An 18,936-nucleotide genomic window follows, 5' to 3' on the forward strand; every position below is an offset into this window, starting at 1 on the left:
TTGTTCGCGGCGCGTCCGGCGGATCTGTTGCTGCTGGGTACCAGCGAAGGCGTAAAGACCCTGCGCGCCCAATAAGCCACACTGCCCAAATTCTCTGGGCAGATGAATGACCTGTGGGAGGGGGGGTTGGGGGGGGGTGGGGGGGGGGGGGGAATCACAGCCCCCAGGTTCGGGCAATTTGCCTTGGGTGGGCTATAAACCTATGGGGGGTTACCGGGAACGTGTCCATGACCACAATCGCCAAAGTGCTTGCGAGCGAAAGCGAAGTCCGCTTGAGAACGCGCAAGCAGCCGTTCGATCTGCTGCGCTGGTTTTCGCTGATCAGCATGGCGGTGATCGGCACGGTGGCGGTGGCGCTGGGGGCGGTGTCGACGCGGTTCGTGATTACCGAAAGCGTGCAGCGCGATGCGCTGTTGACCTCACAGTTCGTCCAGGCGATTGCCACGGCCGAGGTGCGCCATGTGTCCATGCCCAACGTGCGGACCATGGGCGAGTTGCTCGACCCGCGAACAGACAAGGACTTTCCCGACGTCGACCCGCTGGCCCGGGCCAGTGCCCGTGATGAGTTCCTCGACCATATCGAAAATCTGCCGGACGTGATCCTGGCCAATATCTATGCCCCCGACCGCATGGTGATCTGGTCGACCAACCCGTCCTTGATGGGCACCACGATTCATGACGATGAAGACCTCGAGCGGGCCTTCAACTCGAAGACGTCCGTGTCGACCAGTTACCACGATGTGGACAAGTCCCGCATGGAGCAGAAGTTCGCGGTGCGCCCCAAATTCATCTTCCTCGAGAACTACATTCCGCTGTTCGACGCCGATGGCACCACTGTCACGGCGATGGTCGAGATCTACAAGGAACCGCAGGACCTGATCAACCGCATGGAGCGCGGCCTGGTGCTGATCTGGCTGGCGACCGCCCTGGGCGGCGCCCTGATTTATCTGGGGCTGTACTGGATCGTGCGGCGTGCGGCGATCCTGCTGGCGACGCAGCAGAAACAATTGATCACCAACGAAACCTTCGTCGCGCTGGGCGAGATGTCCTCGGCGGTCGCCCACAGTCTGCGCAATCCGTTGGCGAACATCCGTTCAAGCGCCGAGCTGGCGATAGAGTTCGACGACGGTCCGGCACACGGCAACATCACCGACATCATCGGTCAGGTCGATCGCATGTCGAATTGGGTACGAGAGTTGCTCCAGTCCCTGCGCCCGCTCAATGACGAGGCGGAACCGGTGAACCTGGTGGCTGCACTGCACGACAGCCTGCTGGCTTACGAGCAGCAGATCGGCAAGGCCAGGGTCAACGTGGTGTTCGAGCCGGGCCAGACGCCCATGGTCCTGAGCCAGCACGTGCAATTGACCCAGATCCTCAACAGCCTGCTGTCCAATGCATTGGAAGCCATGGGCAGCGGCGGAACGCTGACCATCCGGATCGAGCCGCGCGAAGCCCAGCGTGTCAGCGTGACGGTCAGCGATACCGGCATCGGCATGAGCGAAGAACAGCGCACCATGGCCTTCCGGCCGTTCTTCACCACCAAGCAGAGTGGGCTGGGCGTCGGGCTGGTGCTGGTCAAGCGGATCATGGAGCGTTTTGGCGGTGCAGTGACCCTCGATAGCCGTGAAGGTGAGGGCACCACGGTCCGTCTGTCGTTCATGTTGGTCCCCTGAAAGCGGGGATGAACTATCCCCGTTAGCGGGTGTCACTCCCCAGTCATTCCCACGCTCATGGCATATTGATGTTGATAAGCCATTGTTTTGTCGAGTGTTAATACTTTTGTATAAAACAGTTACAAAGCTGGCGAGATCTTTGCACAGCCACCATCACCCTCTTCACGACATCGAGGCGGCTGGTGATGGAAAGAAAAGCTCGGTACAACTTCAAACGTTTGACACTGTTAACGCCTTTGGGCGTCTTACTGACAATGGCGCTGGGCACCGCGACATTGCGCGCCAGCCCCATCGACGACGAGCGACAGCCAGAGCCTACCGATCCTTCGGCGTATTACGACGAACCCGCGGATGAACCGGCGGCGCTCAATGCCATTTTGAGCATGCCGGAGGCCAACCAGGATTCCTTCGATCTGCCTGACGGGAACAAAGGCTCGCGGGATACCACCCGGGTGGAAAACCAACTTCCGCCGACACAGCAAACCAGTTTCAACTACCCCACCAATGGCAAGCCCAGCCCGTTGTTCGGCGCGCAGCCATTTACCCAGCAATTGGTGTTGTTCGAGGAATTCGGGCCGGAAAAACTCGACCCCACCACTCCCTCTGCACCGCTGCCGTTTCCACCACCGGCCATCGGCCCTTTGCCGCAACAGGACCCTACCAGTGCGGCGCGCAGTGCACCGCCCACCGCGGCGCTCGATGCCTTTTTGCGCCAACCGGGGCTGACACCCTTTCCGAGCCAGTATTCCAATGCGGTTGACCGCAATCCGTGGCAGGCGCAGATCGAATATTTTCTCAACCGCCGTATCGGTTCTTCCGCCGAAGGCCGTCCACCAGGAAAAGGCTGGTCCCATCAGCGCTGGAACGAGTTCTACCCGCAGAACGCCTACAAAACCGTGCAGACCGGCGCACGGGTCAATGGCGGTATCCGTGATGCCCGGCAAATGCACCACTACGCCGTGGGCGAGTTCGGCCCCGGCGGTCTGTATCACAACGTCGCCGGTGTACCGGCAACCGATGGCACCTCCAAGGGCGTCGATGCACGTTTTCACCCGAACATGCCGGTGCAAAAGCACAACTCGGTGTGGACCTTCGACGGCACCTTGCCGCCGAAACTGCTGATGGTCAGGTATGGCCAGCCGGTGTTGATGCGTCACTACAACGGCTTGCCGATCGACCCTGGCGCGAACATGGGCTTCGGCCTGCACACCATCAGCACCCACGAGCACAACGGTCACGCTCCGGCGGAAAGCGACGGCTATGCCAACGCGTTTTTCTTTCCGGGACAGTATTACGACTATCGCTGGCCGATCCAGTTGGCCGGCTATGACAGCATCAATACCGATGCCAAGGATCCGCGCGCGGCGTTCCCTTGCTCGCCCGGCGAAACCCTGTGGACCAACGACGGCAGCCCTGGCCTGAAAACCTGCGACCACGGCACCATCAAGATCCGCGGCGACTGGCGTGAAACCATGAGTACCCACTGGTTCCACGACCACATGCTCGATTTCACCGCGCAGAATGTCTACAAGGGCAACGCGGCGATGATGAACTACTACAGCGCCCTGGACCGTGGCAACGAATCGGTGAACGACGGCGTCAACCTGCGTTTCCCCAGCGGCAGCGCCTTGCCTTGGGGTAACCGCGACTACGACGTCAACCTGGTCGTGGCCGACAAGGCCTGGGATCAGACTGGTCAGCTATGGTTCAACCCGTTCAACACCGACGGCTTCATCGGTGACCAGGTGCTGGTCAACTGGCAGTGGAAACCGACCCTGGACGTGCGGGCCCGCAGCTACCGGTTCCGCATCCTCAACGGTTCGGTATCGCGCTACTACAAACTGGCGCTCGTACGTGAAATCAAGGGCACCAGCGGCGAGTTCCAGGGCCCCAAAGGCTCAGGTGTGTCCTATGCCCGGGTGCCGTTCCACATGATTGCCAACGACGGCAACATCATGGAACACAGCGTGCCTTTCGACGGCAGCATGGACCTGGACGCCGACGGCGACAAACAGAACCACAACGCCATCCTGCCCACCCAGGGCATTGCCGAGCGGTTCGACATCATCGTCAACTTCGCGAAAAACGGCATCAAGCCAGGCGACAAGATCTTCTTCGTCAACCTGCTGGTGCATGACGACGGCAAAGGCCCGAAAGAGCCGGTGGCGCTGGCGGACGTGCTCTCGGAGAAATACCTGGCGGTGATCAAGCAAAGCAGCAATGGGCCCCAATGGGACAGGGGTGATCCGGCGGTGGGCAAGATCCTGCAGCTCAACGTCAAGGCCTACACTGGCCAGGACCTGGCCATGGACCCGGCGCTGTACGAGCCGGCCAAACCGGGCAAGGCTGAAGGCCTGGTGATGATCCCGCTGAAGATCCATCGCGACAACACGGCTGACAAGGCGCTGCTGGCCAAGGCCCGCCATCGCACCTTCACCTTCGGCCGCTCCGACGGCACCGATGAGGCGCCCTGGACGGTCAAGACCGATGGTGGCTTCGGCTTCCACATGGATCCACGTCGCCTGAACACGGCCACCCAGTTGGCCAGCGGCCCGACCGATGCCGGCGTCAAGGGCTTCGGGACCCTGGAAGTGTGGAACATCAAGCTCGGCGGCGGTGGCTGGAGCCATCCGGTGCATGTGCACTTCGAGGAGGGGATTATTCTCAGCCGCGGCGGCAAGGCGCCGCCGGAGTGGGAAAAATGGGCGCGCAAGGACGTGTACCGCATCGGTACGGAAAAGGATGGGCTGGACAGCGTAGAGATGGCGATCAACTTCCGCGAATTCGCCGGGACCTATATGGAGCATTGTCACAACACGCAGCACGAGGACAACTCGATGCTGTTGCGCTGGGACATTGAACACCCGGGGCAATTCCAGTTGATGCCGACACCGCTGCCGAGCTGGGATGGTGTGCGCTACGTGAACTCTGCCGCGCTGCCAACCTTCCGTACCGGTGATGGTTACGGTCCGAAAGTGACCGTCACGAAATGAACCGGGAGGGTGTCGACATGAACACGAAGCTGCATTCACCACGCTCACGCGCTTTGGGCATGCACCTGGTGCTGATGTTGGTGACCGGTTTGCTGGCCAGCCAGCTGCTGGTCGCCAGCCAGCCATTGTCGACGCCCACAGCGGCTCCGGCAGCCGCTGCCGAACCCGCTGTCGTCGAGGACGCTACCCCTTGGGGTGCCGGTTATTTCCCCAACACCCTGCTGACCGACCAGGACGGTCGGCAGCTGCGTTTTTTCGATGACATGATCAAAGGCAAGGTGGTGGTGATCAATTTCATCTTCACCACGTGCAGCGACTCCTGTCCCCTGGAAACCGCGCGTCTGCGTCAAGTGCAGAAACTGCTGGGAGACAGGGTCGGCAAGGATATTTTCTTCTACTCCATCAGCATCGACCCCTTGAGCGATACCCCCGAGGTGCTCAAGGCCTATGCGCAACGCTTCCAGGTCGGGCCCGGGTGGAAATTCCTCACCGGGGAATTCGCCGACGTCACCGAGCTGCGGCAGAAACTGGGCCTGTTCATCGACGGCATCGACAACGGACGCAACAAGGACCACAACCTGAGCCTGATCGTCGGCAACCAGGAAACGGGCCGCTGGATGAAGGCCTCGCCGTTCGAAAATCCGTGGATCCTGGCCGACCAACTGGCCAACACCCTGCAGAACTGGAAGCAGCCCAGTGTGGAAGAAAGCTACGTCGATGCACCGGAAATTCGTCCGCCAAGCAATGGCGAAGAGCTGTTCCGCACCCGCTGCGCGTCTTGCCACAGCCTCGGCCCACAGGACGGGCAGGGCATTGGTTTGCGCAGCATCGGCCCGGACCTGATCGGCGTGACCCGTCAGCGCGATCCGACCTGGCTCAACCGCTGGATCCGCGAACCGGATCGCATGCTGGCGGAAAAGGACCCGATTGCGATGGAACTGTTCGATCGCTACAACAAAATCTCGATGCCCAACCTGCGGCTGGACCAGAAGTCCGCCCAGTCCATCATCGACTTCCTGCACGAAGAAACCGACCGTCAGCATCCGCCCGTGGCGCCATTGGCCAGTGGTAGCGAGGAGCCTGAACATCATCATTCAGTTACGCAACCGAACGTACCCCAAATGCAATAGCGTCAAAATAGTTACGTTGGCCAGTCAATTGCTATCAATGTTACCTACACTGACTTGATACAGGGCTGGAAAGGCTGGTTTTCAAGGACTCAGGACAGACCCCATGCAGATACTGGAACAACAAAAAGTACCTGCGCCGCAGGCCCCGGCAGCGCCGCGCAAGGGGTGGCGGCCGCAGTTCAACTTGCTGCGCTGGTTCTCCCTGGCCAGTTTTTTCATCATCGCCGTGGTGGCGCTGGGGCTGGGTTACATCTCCACGCGCTTCGTGGTCGATGAAAGCATCGAGCGCGATTCGATGCTGACCGCGCAGTTCATCCAGGCCATCGGCGAGGCCGAAATCCGTCATGCCGGAATTTCGCCGGACAGAACCATGGGCGAAATGCTCGATCCGCGACTGGATCATGCCTATGCCGACGTCCGCCCCGAATCCCGGGCCGCCGCACGGGCCGAGTTTCTCGACCATGTGGAGCATCTGCCGGACATCCTGCTGGCGACTGTGTACGCCCAGGACCGCACCGTGGTCTGGTCGACCAACTCCGAGTTGATCGGCGTGCGCATCGAGGACGACAATGAACTGGATGAATCCTTCGAAATGAAATCGCCGGTGTCCACCAGCTACCACCAGATCGATGAAGAGCGTCCCGAGCAGCGCCTGCTGCACGAACCGGAATACCTGTTCGTCGAGAACTACATTCCGATGTTCAACGCCGACAAAAGCAAAGTCATCGCCATGGTGGAGATCTACAAGGAACCGGTGGACCTGGTGGGGCGCATCCAGCGTGGTTTCAAGGCGATCTGGCTGGCCACCCTGATTGGCGGGGCGGCGATCTACCTGGGGTTGTTCTGGATCGTGCGGCGTGCGGCGATGCTGTTGCAAAGCCAGCAAAAACAGCTGATCGCCAACGAAACCTTTGTCGCCCTGGGGGAAATGTCCTCGGCGGTCGCCCACAGCTTGCGCAATCCACTGGCCAACATCCGTTCCAGCGCCGAACTGGCCCAGGACATCGCCAGCCAGCCGGCGCAGAAAAACATTGGCGACATCATCAATCAGGTCGACCGCATGTCGCGTTGGGTCCGGGAGTTGCTGGTGTCGTTGCGGCCGATGAATGACGACTTTGAAGCGGTCGACCTGGTGCTCGCCATCGACGACACCCTGAGTGCCTTTGAGTCCCTGATCAAGCGTTCGAACGTCGAAGTGCGTTTCGCTCCCGCCAGCGTGCCACCGGTCGTCAGCCACCAGGTGCTACTGACGCAAATACTCAATAGCCTGTTTGCCAACGCACTGGAAGCCATGCCCAAGGGGGGCATGCTGACGATCGAGATCGACTCCCCGGTGCCCGGCTACTTGAGCATGATCCTGACCGACACCGGCAAGGGCATGTCCAAACAACAACAGCAAATGGTCTTCAAGCCGTTTTTCACCACCAAACAAGGTGGATTGGGTGTGGGCCTGGCCCTGGTCAAAAGAATAATGGAGCGGTTTGACGGCTCGGTCGATCTGACCAGCCGGGAGCAGGAAGGAACCCGTGTTTGTCTCAATTTCAAAGTGGCAACGGGAGGGGTATATGGAGCACAGCATTCTGCTGGTCGAGGATGACGAGATCCTCGCCGAGAATATTCAGACTTACCTGGAGCGCAAGGACTTCGAGGTGACCGTCTGCCACTCGGCTGAAGATGCACTGGAGCAATTGGGTTCTTTCGCACCTGACGTGGTACTGACCGACAACTCGTTGCCGGGCATGAGTGGTCACGACCTGATCCAGAAGCTGCGCATCAGCGCGCCGGATCTGAAAGTGATCATGATGACCGGTTACGGCAACGTCGAAGACGCCGTGGTGGCAATGAAAGAGGGCGCCTTTCACTACGTCACCAAACCGGTGGCCCTGCCGGAACTCAAGCTGCTGCTGGACAAGGCCCTGGCGACCGACCGCATGGAGCGCACGCTGTCCTTCTACCAGGAGCGTGAGGCCCAGAAGTCAGGGGTGCAGGCACTGATTGGCGAGTCGGCACCGATGGTGTATCTCAAGGGCACCATCAGCCAGTTGCTCGACGCCGAACGGCGGATGGCCAACAGCGATCTGCCGCCGGTCCTGGTGGAAGGCGAGACCGGTACCGGCAAGGAACTGGTGGCCCGGGCATTGCACTTCGACGGCCCGCGCAGCAAAGGCCCGTTCATTGAATTCAACTGCGCTTCGATCCCGTCCAACCTGGTGGAATCAGAGCTGTTCGGCCACGAGAAGGGTGCCTTCACCGACGCCAAGGACCGTCGCATGGGGCTGGTGGAAGCGGCCGATGGCGGCACGCTGTTCCTCGATGAAATCGGTGAAATGGACCTGCTGTTGCAAGCCAAGCTTCTCAAGCTGCTGGAAGACCGGACCATTCGCCGGGTCGGCTCGGTGAAGGAGCGCAAGGTCGATCTGCGGGTGATCAGCGCCACCAACTGCAATCTCGAACAGATGGTCCAGCAAGGCAAATTCCGCCGCGACCTGTTTTTCCGCCTGCGCATCATTTCAATCAAGGTACCGCGCCTGTATGCCCGTGGCGCCGATATCCTGCTGCTGGCCCGGCACTTCCTGGGGCTGCACGGCAAACGCTACGGCAAGCCGAACCTGTATTTCAGCAACCAGGCCGAAGAGTTGCTGCTCAGCTACAGCTGGCCAGGCAACGTACGCGAATTGCGCAACATGCTGGAGCAAACCGTATTGCTGGCGCAAAGCGACACCATCGCCGCCCATCAATTGAACGTCTGTCTGAGCCTGGTGGATGAGCCACCGATGTTTCAGCACGAGCCGCAGCATTTCAGCGAACAGCGTCCGTCCTACAACGGCGGCGAATCCATGAACCTGCCGGAAGTGGAGCGCGACATGGTGCGCAAGATGCTCGACAAGACTGACTGGAACGTCACCAAATCGGCACGCCTGTTGGGGCTTAGCCGTGACATGTTGCGCTACCGGATCGAAAAGCTCGGCCTCGCCCGCCCGGACAAACGTCAGTGGTAATCATTGCAGCACCGGGCCCTGTCTCAGGCAGGACAGCATGCAATCGGGATTCTCGACTTCCTGGTTCACGTAGACGCCACGCTCCGGATCGTAGGAGCGGATAAACACCCGAACCGTGGCATCGGCCACGGTTGGCAGGCGCGAGTCGGTAAACACATGCTGGCTTGAAACCGGAATGAAATCCCCGGGCGCGGTCGGGATGTATGAGCCCGGCGGGATGATGTTCATGGACGGTGGTGAGGGGTGGGCGAAGGGTTGGTCGGCGCCGTAATAGTTGAATTCACTGCTGTAGTCAGTGGTGTTTGGAAAGTCGTCGGCGCGGGCAGCAGCGGATACGCTCAGGCAGAAGGCGAACAAAAGCGTCAGGTCGGTCTTTTTCATGGCAACACCTGCTAAATCGGTTTAACCACATTTCTTCCAAGGTCATTAACTATAGCTCTCACCGGGAGCGGCCGTCGGCGCTGCGCGGATTACAAGTTCGCAACATCTGTCAGGATGGGCTTGATCTAGACTCCGCCGGTCAATTCGACGACCCGAACCCTGGAGTGTGCAATGGAACTGCCGACAAAAGAACAAGCCATCGCCAGCAACCGCGAGGCCTGGAATGACTCCGCCCGTCACCACAAAGACTCCAGCGAATGGCAAGCCTTGTTGAAGGGTGTGGAACAGGCGGATTTTTCCTGCCTGGATGACACCCTGACCGCCTTGCTGGCCCAGACCGGTGTCGACGGCAAGGAGGTGCTGCAACTGGGCTGCAACAACGGCCGCGAAAGCCTGTCGCTGTTCGCCCTGGGGGCGCGCAACGTGGTGGGCGTCGACCAGTCCGGCGCATTTCTCGAGCAGGCACGGGAACTGGCTTCCCGCTCGCCCCATGCGCCGCAATTCATCGAAGCGGACATTCACCACTTGCCTGCGCCACTGCAGGAGCGCTTCGACCTGGCGCTGATCACCATCGGGGTCTTGAACTGGATGCCGGACATCGGCGAATTCTTCCGCCATGTGGCGCGTACGCTGAAACCGGGGGGCGCGCTGGTGGTGTACGAAACCCACCCGTTCCTGGAAATGTTCGACCCCGAGGCCGCCGACCCTTTTCGCCCGAGCAGTTCATACTTCCGTCGCGAACCCTTCGTGCAGCACGAACCGATCGTCTACGAGGGCAAGGTCGAACAGCCGGCCGCGCCGTCCTACTGGTTCGCCCACACCCTGGGCGACCTCTTCGGCGCCGCCATTGCCGCAGGCCTGCAGATCCGTCACTTCAAGGAATACCCGCACTCCAACCGCGAAGAACTGTATGACCGCTATCAGCAGCAGGCGGCGCAGTTGCCGTTGTGTTTTACCTGGGTGGTGGTGAAGCCAGTGACATAACGCGCGGAATCAAATCAGAGATTTGAGTGATTGACCGTGTGCCCTGGCTGCGCGCAGAGATCTATGCCCAGGGCATGAATGACCTTCAGGACCGTATCAAAACGTGGTTTTGCTCCGGGCGCGAAGGCTTTGTAGAGGCTTTCGCGACCCATTCCCGAGTCTTTGGCAATCTGTGTCATGCCACGGGCTTTCACCACATAGCCGATAGCGCGAAGAAACTCCTCGTTGTCACCGTCTGCCAGTACCTGAGACAGGTACTCGCTAATGGCTTCATCACTGTCGAGCAGTGCCGCCATGTCGAAATTCGTCAAAGTCTGGCTCATGGTCAAACCTCCTTTGCCATTTTTTTTGCTCGTTTGATATCGGCGGTTTGAGATGACTTGTCACCCCCGGCCAGCAAGACAATGACGACACCGCCTCGCATCGTGAAGTAAACCCGGTATCCGGCACCCACGTCCACGCGCATTTCAGAAACGCCATCACCGACCGGTTTGTTATCGCCGAGATTACCCGCAGATGCGCGGTCAATGCGACGAGCGATAGCTAGCTTGGCCCGCAAATCACGAATTGAGGCGTGCCATGCTGCGAAAGTAGTGGTTTGCTGGACAAGATAATTCATTGCTCGAATGTATCCAAGTGGATACATGTGAACAGTCAGACATTTCCGCGATCAGGTGGTTTTTTTCTGAGGAAGATGTAGGCGACCCCATCGCGAGCAAGCCCGCTCCCACACTGGATTTGTGAACGACACAGATCAAATGTGGGAGCGGGCTTGCTCGCGATGGGGACGACGCGCTAAAGCGGATAACCCCGGAATCAAGCCTCGGCCTGCGCCTGCGTCACCACCGGCCGCCCCGGTTTGCGCAGCGGATCCAGGCGTGAGCCGCTGTAGCGGGTTTCGCGGAAGAAGCGCCAGCGGCCGAACAGGCCGTAGACGTGGGTGACGCGGCCCTGTTCCTGGTAGCCCATGCGGATGTGCAGTTTCAGCGCCGGGATGTTGTGGGTCTCGCAGACGTCCACCACCTTGTTGCAGCCTTGCAGCGCCATGGCTTCCCAGAGGGCCACCTGGACATCCACGGACAGGCGGGTGCCGAAGTAGGCGCGGGTCATTTCGCCGCCGAATTCGAAGAACTCGCCTTCCTTGACCGGGAACCAGCAGCCGTAATAGTGACGGTCGAAATAATCCCGGGTGCTGCCCCAGATGAAGCCGATGGCATGGCCTTCGTCATCCAGGTACATATGCCCGGTATGACCTTCGGCGGCGAGCTCGGCCATGGTCCCGACGCGGTCGCCGAAGTGCTTGGCGAACGCCGTGGCGTTCTGCGGGGTGATGGTCACCTGGCGCACGGGAGAATAGGGCCGCAACTTGTGCGGCGGTACCGGGCTGACCAGGTCGCGCTCCATCCACAGCAACTCCCAGTGGAAGAACACATAGCGCTTCCACAGCGTACTGAACGTGCGACCCAGGCCCTTGCGCTTGATGTGTTCGTGAAGCTTGTCGAGTACGCTCATGAATCCCTCCTTTAACCGAGGATTGGTGGTGTGTGGTGAAGGCAGTGATGGGTATAGATCACTAATGGCAATTGCATGGCCATGTCCTTGCCATCAATGTATTTCAAGTTGTGTTTCAGTCTTGACACGGTTTTCAGGCGTCAAAAAGCTGCTCGTCCCGGACGTATTCGCGAGGAAAACAGCCGATTGAAAGGTGTACAACCTGTGGGAGCGGGCTTGCTCGCGAAGGCGCAGTGTCAGGCGACATCATGGGTGCCTGAACTGACGCCTTCGCGAGCAAGCCCGCTCCCACAGGGGGTCGGTGTTACTCCAGAGCGGTATAGGCCACCCGCGGCACACCCGGCAAACGCTGTTCCAGCAACGCACTCAAGGACTCCCCCGGTTCCAGGTAGGCATCACCGAAGTCGGCGCCGAGGCGGTTCGGGTGGGCGACGATTTCCAGCAGTCCGTCGGGCGGCGGCGCGCCGTTGCGCAGATCCACCGGGGTACACACGTAGTTGGCGGTGGCGCCGGCCAGGTGGCTCAGGCGACGGTTGAGCAGGTCCTTGAACACGCGCTTGGGCAGGCTGAGGTTTTGCCCCAGGTTGCGCGCCAGACGCACGGGCACCCCCTGGCGGGCGGCGAAGCGCGCGACGATCTCACCGATCGGCCAGATGTTGTGCACGTGTTGATGGGAGTCCAGGTGACTGGGGCGCAAGCCGTTGTCCAGGCAGCGTTGCCACTGCGCTTCGAGTTCTTCGAGCACGGCGTGGCGATCCCGGCGCCCGAGCCAGAGGCGGGTGCGGCGCAGGTTGAGGTCGAACACGCCGGCGCCGTCGCAAAAGGTCGGGCGCTGCACAATGCTCTGGCTCAACGGGCGGCCGTAGGTCAGGTTGAAGTGCAGGCCGATGCGACCTTCGAGCAACGGGTGCCGGGCCAGGACGCAGGCCGCTTCGAACGCCGGCATGTTGGCCATGGCGGTGGCGGAGCTGATGAGCCCGGCCTGGAACGCGCCGAGGATCACCGCGTTTTCGCAGGCGCTGAGGCCGAAGTCGTCAGCGTTGACTATCACTTGCCGGGGCATGTTCGGCCTCCTTGAGTTTTTCCGTGGGCGCAGGTGTTTTGACAGCCGGTGTCGCGACGGGCGCCGGGGTGGCGACTGCAGCCGCTGCGCGTCGGGCACGCCATTGCTGCAATCGGGGTTTGAAGCGTTGCCAGACCCGCAAGGCCAGTCCCAGCACCAGACCGCTCGGGCGCCAGGAGTAAAAACTCCAGCGCCAGTGTTCCAGTTGCCCGGTCATGCGTTCGTGCAGTTGATGGCTGGAATTTTCCAGGCTGACCCGTGATGCATCGATCCACTGCCAGTGGTCTTCCAGGCCCCAGCGAATCCACTCTTCGAGCAGCACCCGGCCGCTGCCGAGGTCGGCATATTGCGGCAGGAACGCCAGGTTGTAGTCGTACAGCCGACCCTGTTCCAGCAAGCCGAGGCGATAGCTGATGCAGCGCCCCTCAAGTTCCAGAACCACCACGCGCACCAGGCCGCGGGCGGCCAGTGCGGTGAAGGCGCGGTCCATCCACTGGCGATGGCGTGCATCGGAAAAGATCCCGACTCCTTCATCGCCTTTCCAGCTCACGGCTTCGACTTCAGCGATTTCCTGCAGCAGCGGCCCCATGGTCAGCGCGTCGGGGGTAATCCGCCGTACCCGGGCGCCACAGGCGGCGATGCGTTTGCGTGCGCGGCGCAGCTTGTAGCGCGGATCGCCGGAGACTTCCTGGTGGTCGGCCTCGCTGATCAGATGCACCGGCACCCGACAGCTCAGGCGTTGTTCGGCGGTCGAGCTCCGCGCCTGCCACGGTGCCAGGGCCTGGGCCTGGGCCTGGGCCGTGGCACCGGCCAGTTCATTCAATTGCAGCAGGGCATGGGGCAGGCGCTGGCGGATCTGCGTCAGCGCCTTGCCTAAAGCGTCGCCGTCCAGCCTGGTCAGCAGCGCGAGACGGTCGGCGAGGGGGTAACCCAAATGATGCAGGACCCGAAATGGCACACGCGCAAAGCGCTCCACGGACGCCACCAGCGGCAGGCACAGCGCCAGTTCGTCACCCTGCCAGCCGAGCAGCACGTGCAACCGCTCGCCGGGTTTGAGTGCCTGTTCCGCTGCACATAGCCAGGCCAGGGTGTTGAACGGCGTGTGGTCCGTCACGCACTGGCGCAACGCTTCGTAAGCCGCCGCGGGAAAGTCGTGGGTGCACAACGACGTGTGCCATTCGAATCGTAGCGTCATGGGATCACGTCGCCTCGGCGGTGGCAGGTTCACGCACCGGTTTGCGCAAGGTTTCCAGGCGCGAGCCGGTGTAGCGTGTTTCGCGGAAGAAGCGCCAGCGGCCAAACAGTTCGTAGACGTTGGTGATCCGTCCCTGCTCGCTGTAGCCGGTGCGTATATGCAGCTTGAGTGCCGGGATGTTGTGCCACTCGCACACGTCCACCACCTTGTTGCAGCCCTGGGCGTGCATGGCTTTCCACAGCTCGGTTTGCAGGTCCATCGACAGCCGGGTACCCCAGTAGGCCCTGGCCAGCTCGCCACCGAACTCGAAGAATTCCCCTGGCTGCACCGGGAACCAGCAACCGTAGTAGTGCTTGTCGTGATAGTTGCGGGCGGCCCCCCAGATGAACGCCACCGCGTCACCCTTGTCGTCCAGGTGCATTTGCCCGGTGTAGCCCTCGCGGGCCAGTTCGGCCATGGTCTCGACCCGGTCGCCGAAGTGACGGGTGAAGGCCACGGCGTTCTCCGGGGTGATGCTCGCGACCCGCAGCGGCGGGTAGGCCTTGAGTTTGTGCGGTGGCACCGGGCTGACCAGGTCCCGCTCCATCCACAGCAGTTCCTGGTGGGAAAACACGTAGTGCTTCCAGGCTTTTTTCAGGGTGGCGCTCAGGCCTCTTTGCTTGATGTGTTCGCTGAGTTTGTGCATTGCACTCATGTTGTTGGCTCCTGACGGGATTGCCCGTGAGTGGAGAGATTCCTGCGCGCGGCGAAATGCCGACACGGCCAAGCACAAGCGGGGCGGTCATGAGGCAATCCAGCTGAGGGCGAACAGGGTTTGCCCGGGCAGCTCGAAGCTCACGCGACCGTCCCGGCAGTTGAAGGGCGCGTCGCGACTGCGATTGTCGGCACCGAAGTAACGCAGGGCGCCCTTGCCCAGCGGGCAGGCCACACCGCTGAGGTCGACACGCTGCAAACGCGTGCCCTTGTTCACCCCCAGCAGCGTGCGCTTGAGGTCGTCGGCCATGGCCAGCGCATCGACTTCGAAGGCATCGTTGTCCAGGCGCACCACCTGGCTCAGCCAGTGTTGCCGGATGAACTGCTGGGCCAGGCCGACGGGTTTGAGTTCGAAACGATCATCGCCGAGCACCCGCAGCATGCCCTTGGGGTACTCGGGCTCGTCCGCGGCCTGGAACCAGCCGAGCATGTCGAGCAGGCCGTCCTGAGACGCGTTGATCACCACCGAGGCCCACCACAGCGAGGCGTAGTGGGTTTCCTGATCGTAAGGGCTGAGGCTGGCACCGCTGGACATGTTGGTCTGGTCGAGCAACAAGGCCTTGCGCGGCCGCCCCTGAGCGTCGAGCCCCACCAGTTCGGCGGCACGGCGCACGCTGTCGCGGTAGACACGGGTCGCGAGCAGGTCGCGGATCATCCATTCGTGCCAGGCCAGGGCGTCAACCTGCTCGCCGTTGTCTTTGAGCAGGCGCCGGGCCCAATCGATGCCGCGCCGCTCGCCGGCGTGTTCAGACAGCGGCCCGTTGATAAAACGCGAGCTGGCCGGTATGGCGATGCGCACACCGGCCCTGGCATTGTCGGGGTTGTCGCGTACCTGCCGGGCCATGCTGTCGAACTGGGTCTGGAAACTGGCGTAGTCCGGGTAATTGAGGTTCGGCTCGTCGGCAAAACCGATGTAGTGCGTGCCCTTGCCGCCCAAGGCACGGGTCGCGGCCAGCCAGGCCTCGAGGCCGCCATGGCTGGTGCTGTCGGCGCGCAGTTCAGCCTGGCGCTGGCTGCCGGCCAACAGGGTGATGTCCTTCGTGATGCCGAACCGCTCCTGGTACAGGCGACGGAACGCGTCTTCGTAGTGCGGCCGCGTGGCCATGATGTCGACGAGGCTGTAGTAGGTCGCCGCCTGCGGTTTGAGCGCATCGAGCACGGCAAAGCTGGCGGGTGGCGGCATCACGTAGGGCAGGGCGATGCCCAGGTCCGGGGTGGTGCCGAGCAGGTCCTTGTGCAGGGTCAACCGGGTCCGGCCATCGTCCTCGCGCAGCGGCTTGAGCTGTTGCGGATTCTGCGCGAACAGATTGGCCGTGCCATCGAGCCAGAATGCCGCCTTGCCACTGCCTTGCAGGCGCAGGCGCCAAACCTGATCGCTGTCGGCGACCGGCAGCTCGGCCTGGTCGAATTGCCAATAGGCGCGGTAGGGCTTGAGGGGCAACGTCAGTTGCTTGCCGTCGCCCACGCGCTGGGCTTGCAGGGCTTGGACGCCATCGTGGAATTTACCGGCGAGGACGGCGTGCTCCCCGGCCGCGACCTTGAAATACAGCTCGTCGCCATCACGGGTTTCCGCGCTGAAATGCACCTTGGCCGGTGCGAACAGCGCCACCGTGCGCTCATCGTGTTCCACGCGGTAGCGGCGGAAACTGTAGCCCGGAATCTCCAGGCGATAACTGCTGGCACCCGGTGTCAGTGGCCAGCGCTGGCTGCCCTGGGTCTCGGCGGCGGCAATCGCCCGTTCGCCCGCAAGCCGGCCCTGGCCATCGAGCAGATACAGATGTTCTTCGTTGGCCCCGGCCTGCCACGCCGGCACCCATTGCACGTTCAGGGTGTCGGGGCGATCCGTTTGCAGGTACAGGCTGCCGTCGCGGATATCGGCCCAGCGCATCGGCCCGGCATAGACGTCGACGCTCAGGCCAAGGCTCACCAGCAGCGCGAAATACTTCATGCCGACTTCCGTTGCAGCACCAGCAGCATCGGCGCGATATCGCTGGGCAGGATGATCAGGGTTTGCCAGAGCGGCACCTGGCTCAGGCGGCAATACATCACCAACAGGGCGACCGTCACTGCCAGGTAGGCGATGGACGAGGCCGCCGCCGCACCGACGATGCCATAGGCCGGGATCAGCACCAGGTTCAGCGCCAGGTTGAGCAGGGCACCGAGGCCCATCAACAACGAAATCGAACCCGGGCGATTCTTGCCCAGCAAGTCCAGGCGCAGGATGCTCGCGTAGCACAGCCCGAGCAGGCCCGGCAGCAGGGCGAGCAATGCCGGATAGGCCGGTTGGTAGGCCACGCCGAACAGCGTGACGATCAGCCATTCACCGATCAGCGCCATGCTCAGGCAGGCGCCGAGCATCACCGTGGCTGTCAGGCGCAAGGCCAGCGGCGTGACTTTGTCGATGCCTTCTTCCTGTTGCAGCAGGCGTTTCATCAGCGGCGTGGTCACCGCTTCCGGGACGATCAGCAACAACTCGGCGGCGGCGCTGGCCATGGCGTAGTGACCCAGCGCGGTGCTGCCGAGCAGGGCACCGATGAACAGGTAGTCGGAGCGCAGGATCACTTGCTGGAACAGCAGGTCCGGATGGCTGCGGGCGCTGTAGCGCAGCAGTTCGTTCTGGCTGGCGCGGTCCCATTGCAGGGTCAGCGGCTGGTTGCGCTTGAGCCACACCCAACCGACCAGCACCACCAGGCTGATGCCCGCCAGCCAACTGATCAGCGCCGCTTCCAGCGCCGCGCTTTGCCACATCCAGAACAAGGCGAGGAACAGCAACAGCGGCGCCAGCGATTCGATCAGGCGCAAGGCATTGAAGGCGACCACGCCGCCCGAGGCGTTGTGCAAGGTCAGCAAACCGCTTTTGAGCACCGTCAGCGGCACCGCCAGCAGCAACAGCCAGGCGAGCAGGCCCAATTGCGTGGTGATGTCCAGCTCACTGCCGAACTCGCGGGTCAGCGCCACCACCAGCAGGGTCAGCAACGCCGCCAGCAGGCAACCGAACACCAGCACCTGGCTGAGCAGCAAGCCCATCGGTCGTTGCTTGGCCGCCTGATAACCCACCGCGGAGTTCAAGCCGCCGCTGGTGGCCGCGCTGATCAGGTCGGGCAGGGTGCTGAGCAAGGCAAACAGGCCGCGCTCGCTGGGGCCGAGAATCCGCGCCAGCAGCACGTTGCGCAGCAGGCGCAAGGCGATCATCGCCAGTTTGGTGCCCATGCTCAGGGCCAGATGCTTGAGGTAGTGGCTGCGACTCATGGACGTGCCCCACGGTAGATGCGCCAGGACAGCAGCTCGGGATTGCGTGCGGTACGCTGGCTGACGCCGAAGCGCGGCAGGGCCAGCGGATCTTCGGCCCCGCGAAAAAGGCCGGTGCCGGTGCCCAGGGCAAACGGGAAGCCTTGCCTGGCCACCTGTTGGCGCACCCGTGCATCGTTGTCGCCATTGGGGTAGCAATAGACCGGCAGCGGCCGGTTGCAACCGTGCAGCAGCGCGTCGCGACTGCGGCTCAGCTCTTCGTCCAGGCGTTGATCGTCGAGACCGGTGAGGATCGCGTGGCTGGCACCGTGGGGGCCGAAGCGCACCAGGCCGGACGCTTCGAGCGTACGCACCTGCTGCCAGTCCAGCGCCTGGGGCAACGACTCCTGCGGGCAGTCGTCGGTCAGGCGATGGAGGTCCGGCGGCGCCAGGGTCTTGAGGCTCTGCAGGAAACTCAGCAACGCCAGGCTGCGGCGCTGCTCGTCCGGGTCATCGCACAGTGTCGGCAGCGGACGCCCCGCGAGCTGCAAGCGTTCGATCAGGTGCCGGCGTGCCTGTTCGCCATGGCTGTTCCACAAGGTTTCGCCGATGCTTTCCCACCAGAACCGCTGGCGGCTGCCGATGAAATCGGTGGACAGGAAAATGCTCGCCGGCACCTGGTATTCCCGCAGCAACGGGAAGGCATTCATCGCGTTGTCGCGCCAGCCGTCGTCGAAGGTCAGGGTCACTTTCGGCCGTTCCGAGCGTGGCGTGCCGGGTTGCAGGATGTCCATCAGCGGCACGCAGTCGAAGTGTTTCTTCAACCACAGCAGCAGGTGTTCAAAGGCCTTTGGCCCGACGCACAGTTCATTGCGATGGGGCAATGCGGCGGCCCGGTCGCTGGCCAGCACCCGGTGCAGCATCAGGATCACCCCGGCGCCGTGCAGTTGATTACGCCCGACCGGGGAATTGAGGTACAGCCAGCCACTGGTGCGTTTTAACAATTGCTTGATCGCCATGGCACG

Annotated in this window: 16 protein-coding genes and 1 pseudogene; 7 read left to right on the forward strand and 10 right to left on the reverse strand. The window is 62.1% G+C overall.

Annotated features, from left to right (window positions below):
- From C9422_RS17930 to C9422_RS17955, 6 genes and pseudogenes are all read left to right on the forward strand, one after another.
- Positions 1–75: pseudogene (locus C9422_RS17930) on the forward strand (ribose 5-phosphate isomerase A); the annotation flags it as partial.
- A gap of 152 nt (positions 76–227) precedes the next feature.
- A complete protein-coding gene (locus C9422_RS17935; RefSeq protein ID WP_116581595.1) occupies positions 228–1,673 on the forward strand; it encodes a HAMP domain-containing sensor histidine kinase in 1,446 nt (481 codons plus the stop codon).
- A 185-nt stretch (positions 1,674–1,858) separates the two neighbouring features.
- Positions 1,859–4,666, forward strand: a complete 2,808-nt coding sequence (locus C9422_RS17940; protein ID WP_116581596.1) for a multicopper oxidase domain-containing protein — start codon at positions 1,859–1,861, stop codon at positions 4,664–4,666.
- A gap of 17 nt (positions 4,667–4,683) precedes the next feature.
- Entirely contained in the window at positions 4,684–5,796 is a 1,113-nt protein-coding gene (locus C9422_RS17945) for an SCO family protein (protein ID WP_116581597.1), read from the forward strand.
- Positions 5,797–5,899: 103 nt separating this feature from the next.
- Positions 5,900–7,393 carry a sensor histidine kinase gene (locus C9422_RS17950; RefSeq protein WP_116581598.1) on the forward strand — a complete coding sequence of 498 codons (1,494 nt, stop codon included), beginning with the start codon at positions 5,900–5,902 and terminating at the stop codon, positions 7,391–7,393.
- Complete coding sequence (locus C9422_RS17955; RefSeq protein ID WP_007973797.1) at positions 7,362–8,795, forward strand: sigma-54 dependent transcriptional regulator; 1,434 nt, start codon at positions 7,362–7,364, stop codon at positions 8,793–8,795. The genes C9422_RS17950 and C9422_RS17955 overlap by 32 nt, the downstream gene beginning before the upstream one ends.
- Here the strand turns inward: C9422_RS17955 and C9422_RS17960 are convergent, their stop codons facing one another.
- On the reverse strand, positions 8,796–9,176 hold the full coding sequence (locus C9422_RS17960; RefSeq protein ID WP_007973799.1) for a hypothetical protein: 381 nt from the start codon (positions 9,174–9,176) through the stop codon (positions 8,796–8,798).
- A 171-nt stretch (positions 9,177–9,347) separates the two neighbouring features.
- On the opposite strand from C9422_RS17960, the gene C9422_RS17965 reads away from it, so the two are divergent.
- A complete protein-coding gene (locus C9422_RS17965) occupies positions 9,348–10,160 on the forward strand; it encodes a bifunctional 2-polyprenyl-6-hydroxyphenol methylase/3-demethylubiquinol 3-O-methyltransferase UbiG (protein ID WP_116581599.1) in 813 nt (270 codons plus the stop codon).
- Between the two features lie 14 nt (positions 10,161–10,174).
- On the opposite strand, the gene C9422_RS17970 is transcribed toward C9422_RS17965, so the two are convergent.
- The 9 genes from C9422_RS17970 to C9422_RS18015 all read right to left on the reverse strand — a co-directional run bounded on the left by C9422_RS17970 (position 10,175) and on the right by C9422_RS18015 (position 18,930).
- Positions 10,175–10,483 (reverse strand): addiction module antidote protein, encoded by a 309-nt coding sequence (locus tag C9422_RS17970; protein WP_007973802.1) that lies wholly within the window; start codon positions 10,481–10,483, stop codon positions 10,175–10,177.
- Positions 10,484–10,485: 2 nt separating this feature from the next.
- Entirely contained in the window at positions 10,486–10,779 is a 294-nt protein-coding gene (locus C9422_RS17975; RefSeq protein WP_116581600.1) for a type II toxin-antitoxin system RelE/ParE family toxin, read from the reverse strand.
- Positions 10,780–10,976: 197 nt separating this feature from the next.
- A complete protein-coding gene (locus tag C9422_RS17980) occupies positions 10,977–11,672 on the reverse strand; it encodes an N-acetyltransferase (protein WP_116581601.1) in 696 nt (231 codons plus the stop codon).
- 304 nt (positions 11,673–11,976) lie between these two features.
- Positions 11,977–12,735, reverse strand: a complete 759-nt coding sequence (locus C9422_RS17990; RefSeq protein WP_116581602.1) for a ChbG/HpnK family deacetylase — start codon at positions 12,733–12,735, stop codon at positions 11,977–11,979.
- Positions 12,707–13,930: a GNAT family N-acetyltransferase gene (locus C9422_RS17995; protein ID WP_116581603.1), complete on the reverse strand. Its 1,224-nt coding sequence runs from the start codon at positions 13,928–13,930 to the stop codon at positions 12,707–12,709. The genes C9422_RS17990 and C9422_RS17995 overlap by 29 nt, the downstream gene beginning before the upstream one ends.
- Positions 13,931–13,934: 4 nt before the next feature.
- Positions 13,935–14,624 (reverse strand): N-acetyltransferase, encoded by a 690-nt coding sequence (locus tag C9422_RS18000; protein ID WP_116581604.1) that lies wholly within the window; start codon positions 14,622–14,624, stop codon positions 13,935–13,937.
- An 87-nt stretch (positions 14,625–14,711) separates the two neighbouring features.
- Entirely contained in the window at positions 14,712–16,631 is a 1,920-nt protein-coding gene (locus tag C9422_RS18005; RefSeq protein ID WP_116581605.1) for a hypothetical protein, read from the reverse strand.
- A complete protein-coding gene (locus C9422_RS18010) occupies positions 16,628–17,932 on the reverse strand; it encodes a lipopolysaccharide biosynthesis protein (protein WP_007973813.1) in 1,305 nt (434 codons plus the stop codon). The genes C9422_RS18005 and C9422_RS18010 overlap by 4 nt, the downstream gene beginning before the upstream one ends.
- Positions 17,929–18,930, reverse strand: coding sequence for a polysaccharide deacetylase family protein (locus C9422_RS18015; RefSeq protein ID WP_116581606.1), 1,002 nt, complete (start codon positions 18,928–18,930; stop codon positions 17,929–17,931). The genes C9422_RS18010 and C9422_RS18015 overlap by 4 nt, the downstream gene beginning before the upstream one ends.
- Positions 18,931–18,936 lie beyond the last annotated feature (6 nt).

Source organism: Pseudomonas sp. B1(2018), assembly GCF_003097365.1.
Lineage (GTDB): Bacteria > Pseudomonadota > Gammaproteobacteria > Pseudomonadales > Pseudomonadaceae > Aquipseudomonas > Aquipseudomonas laurylsulfatiphila.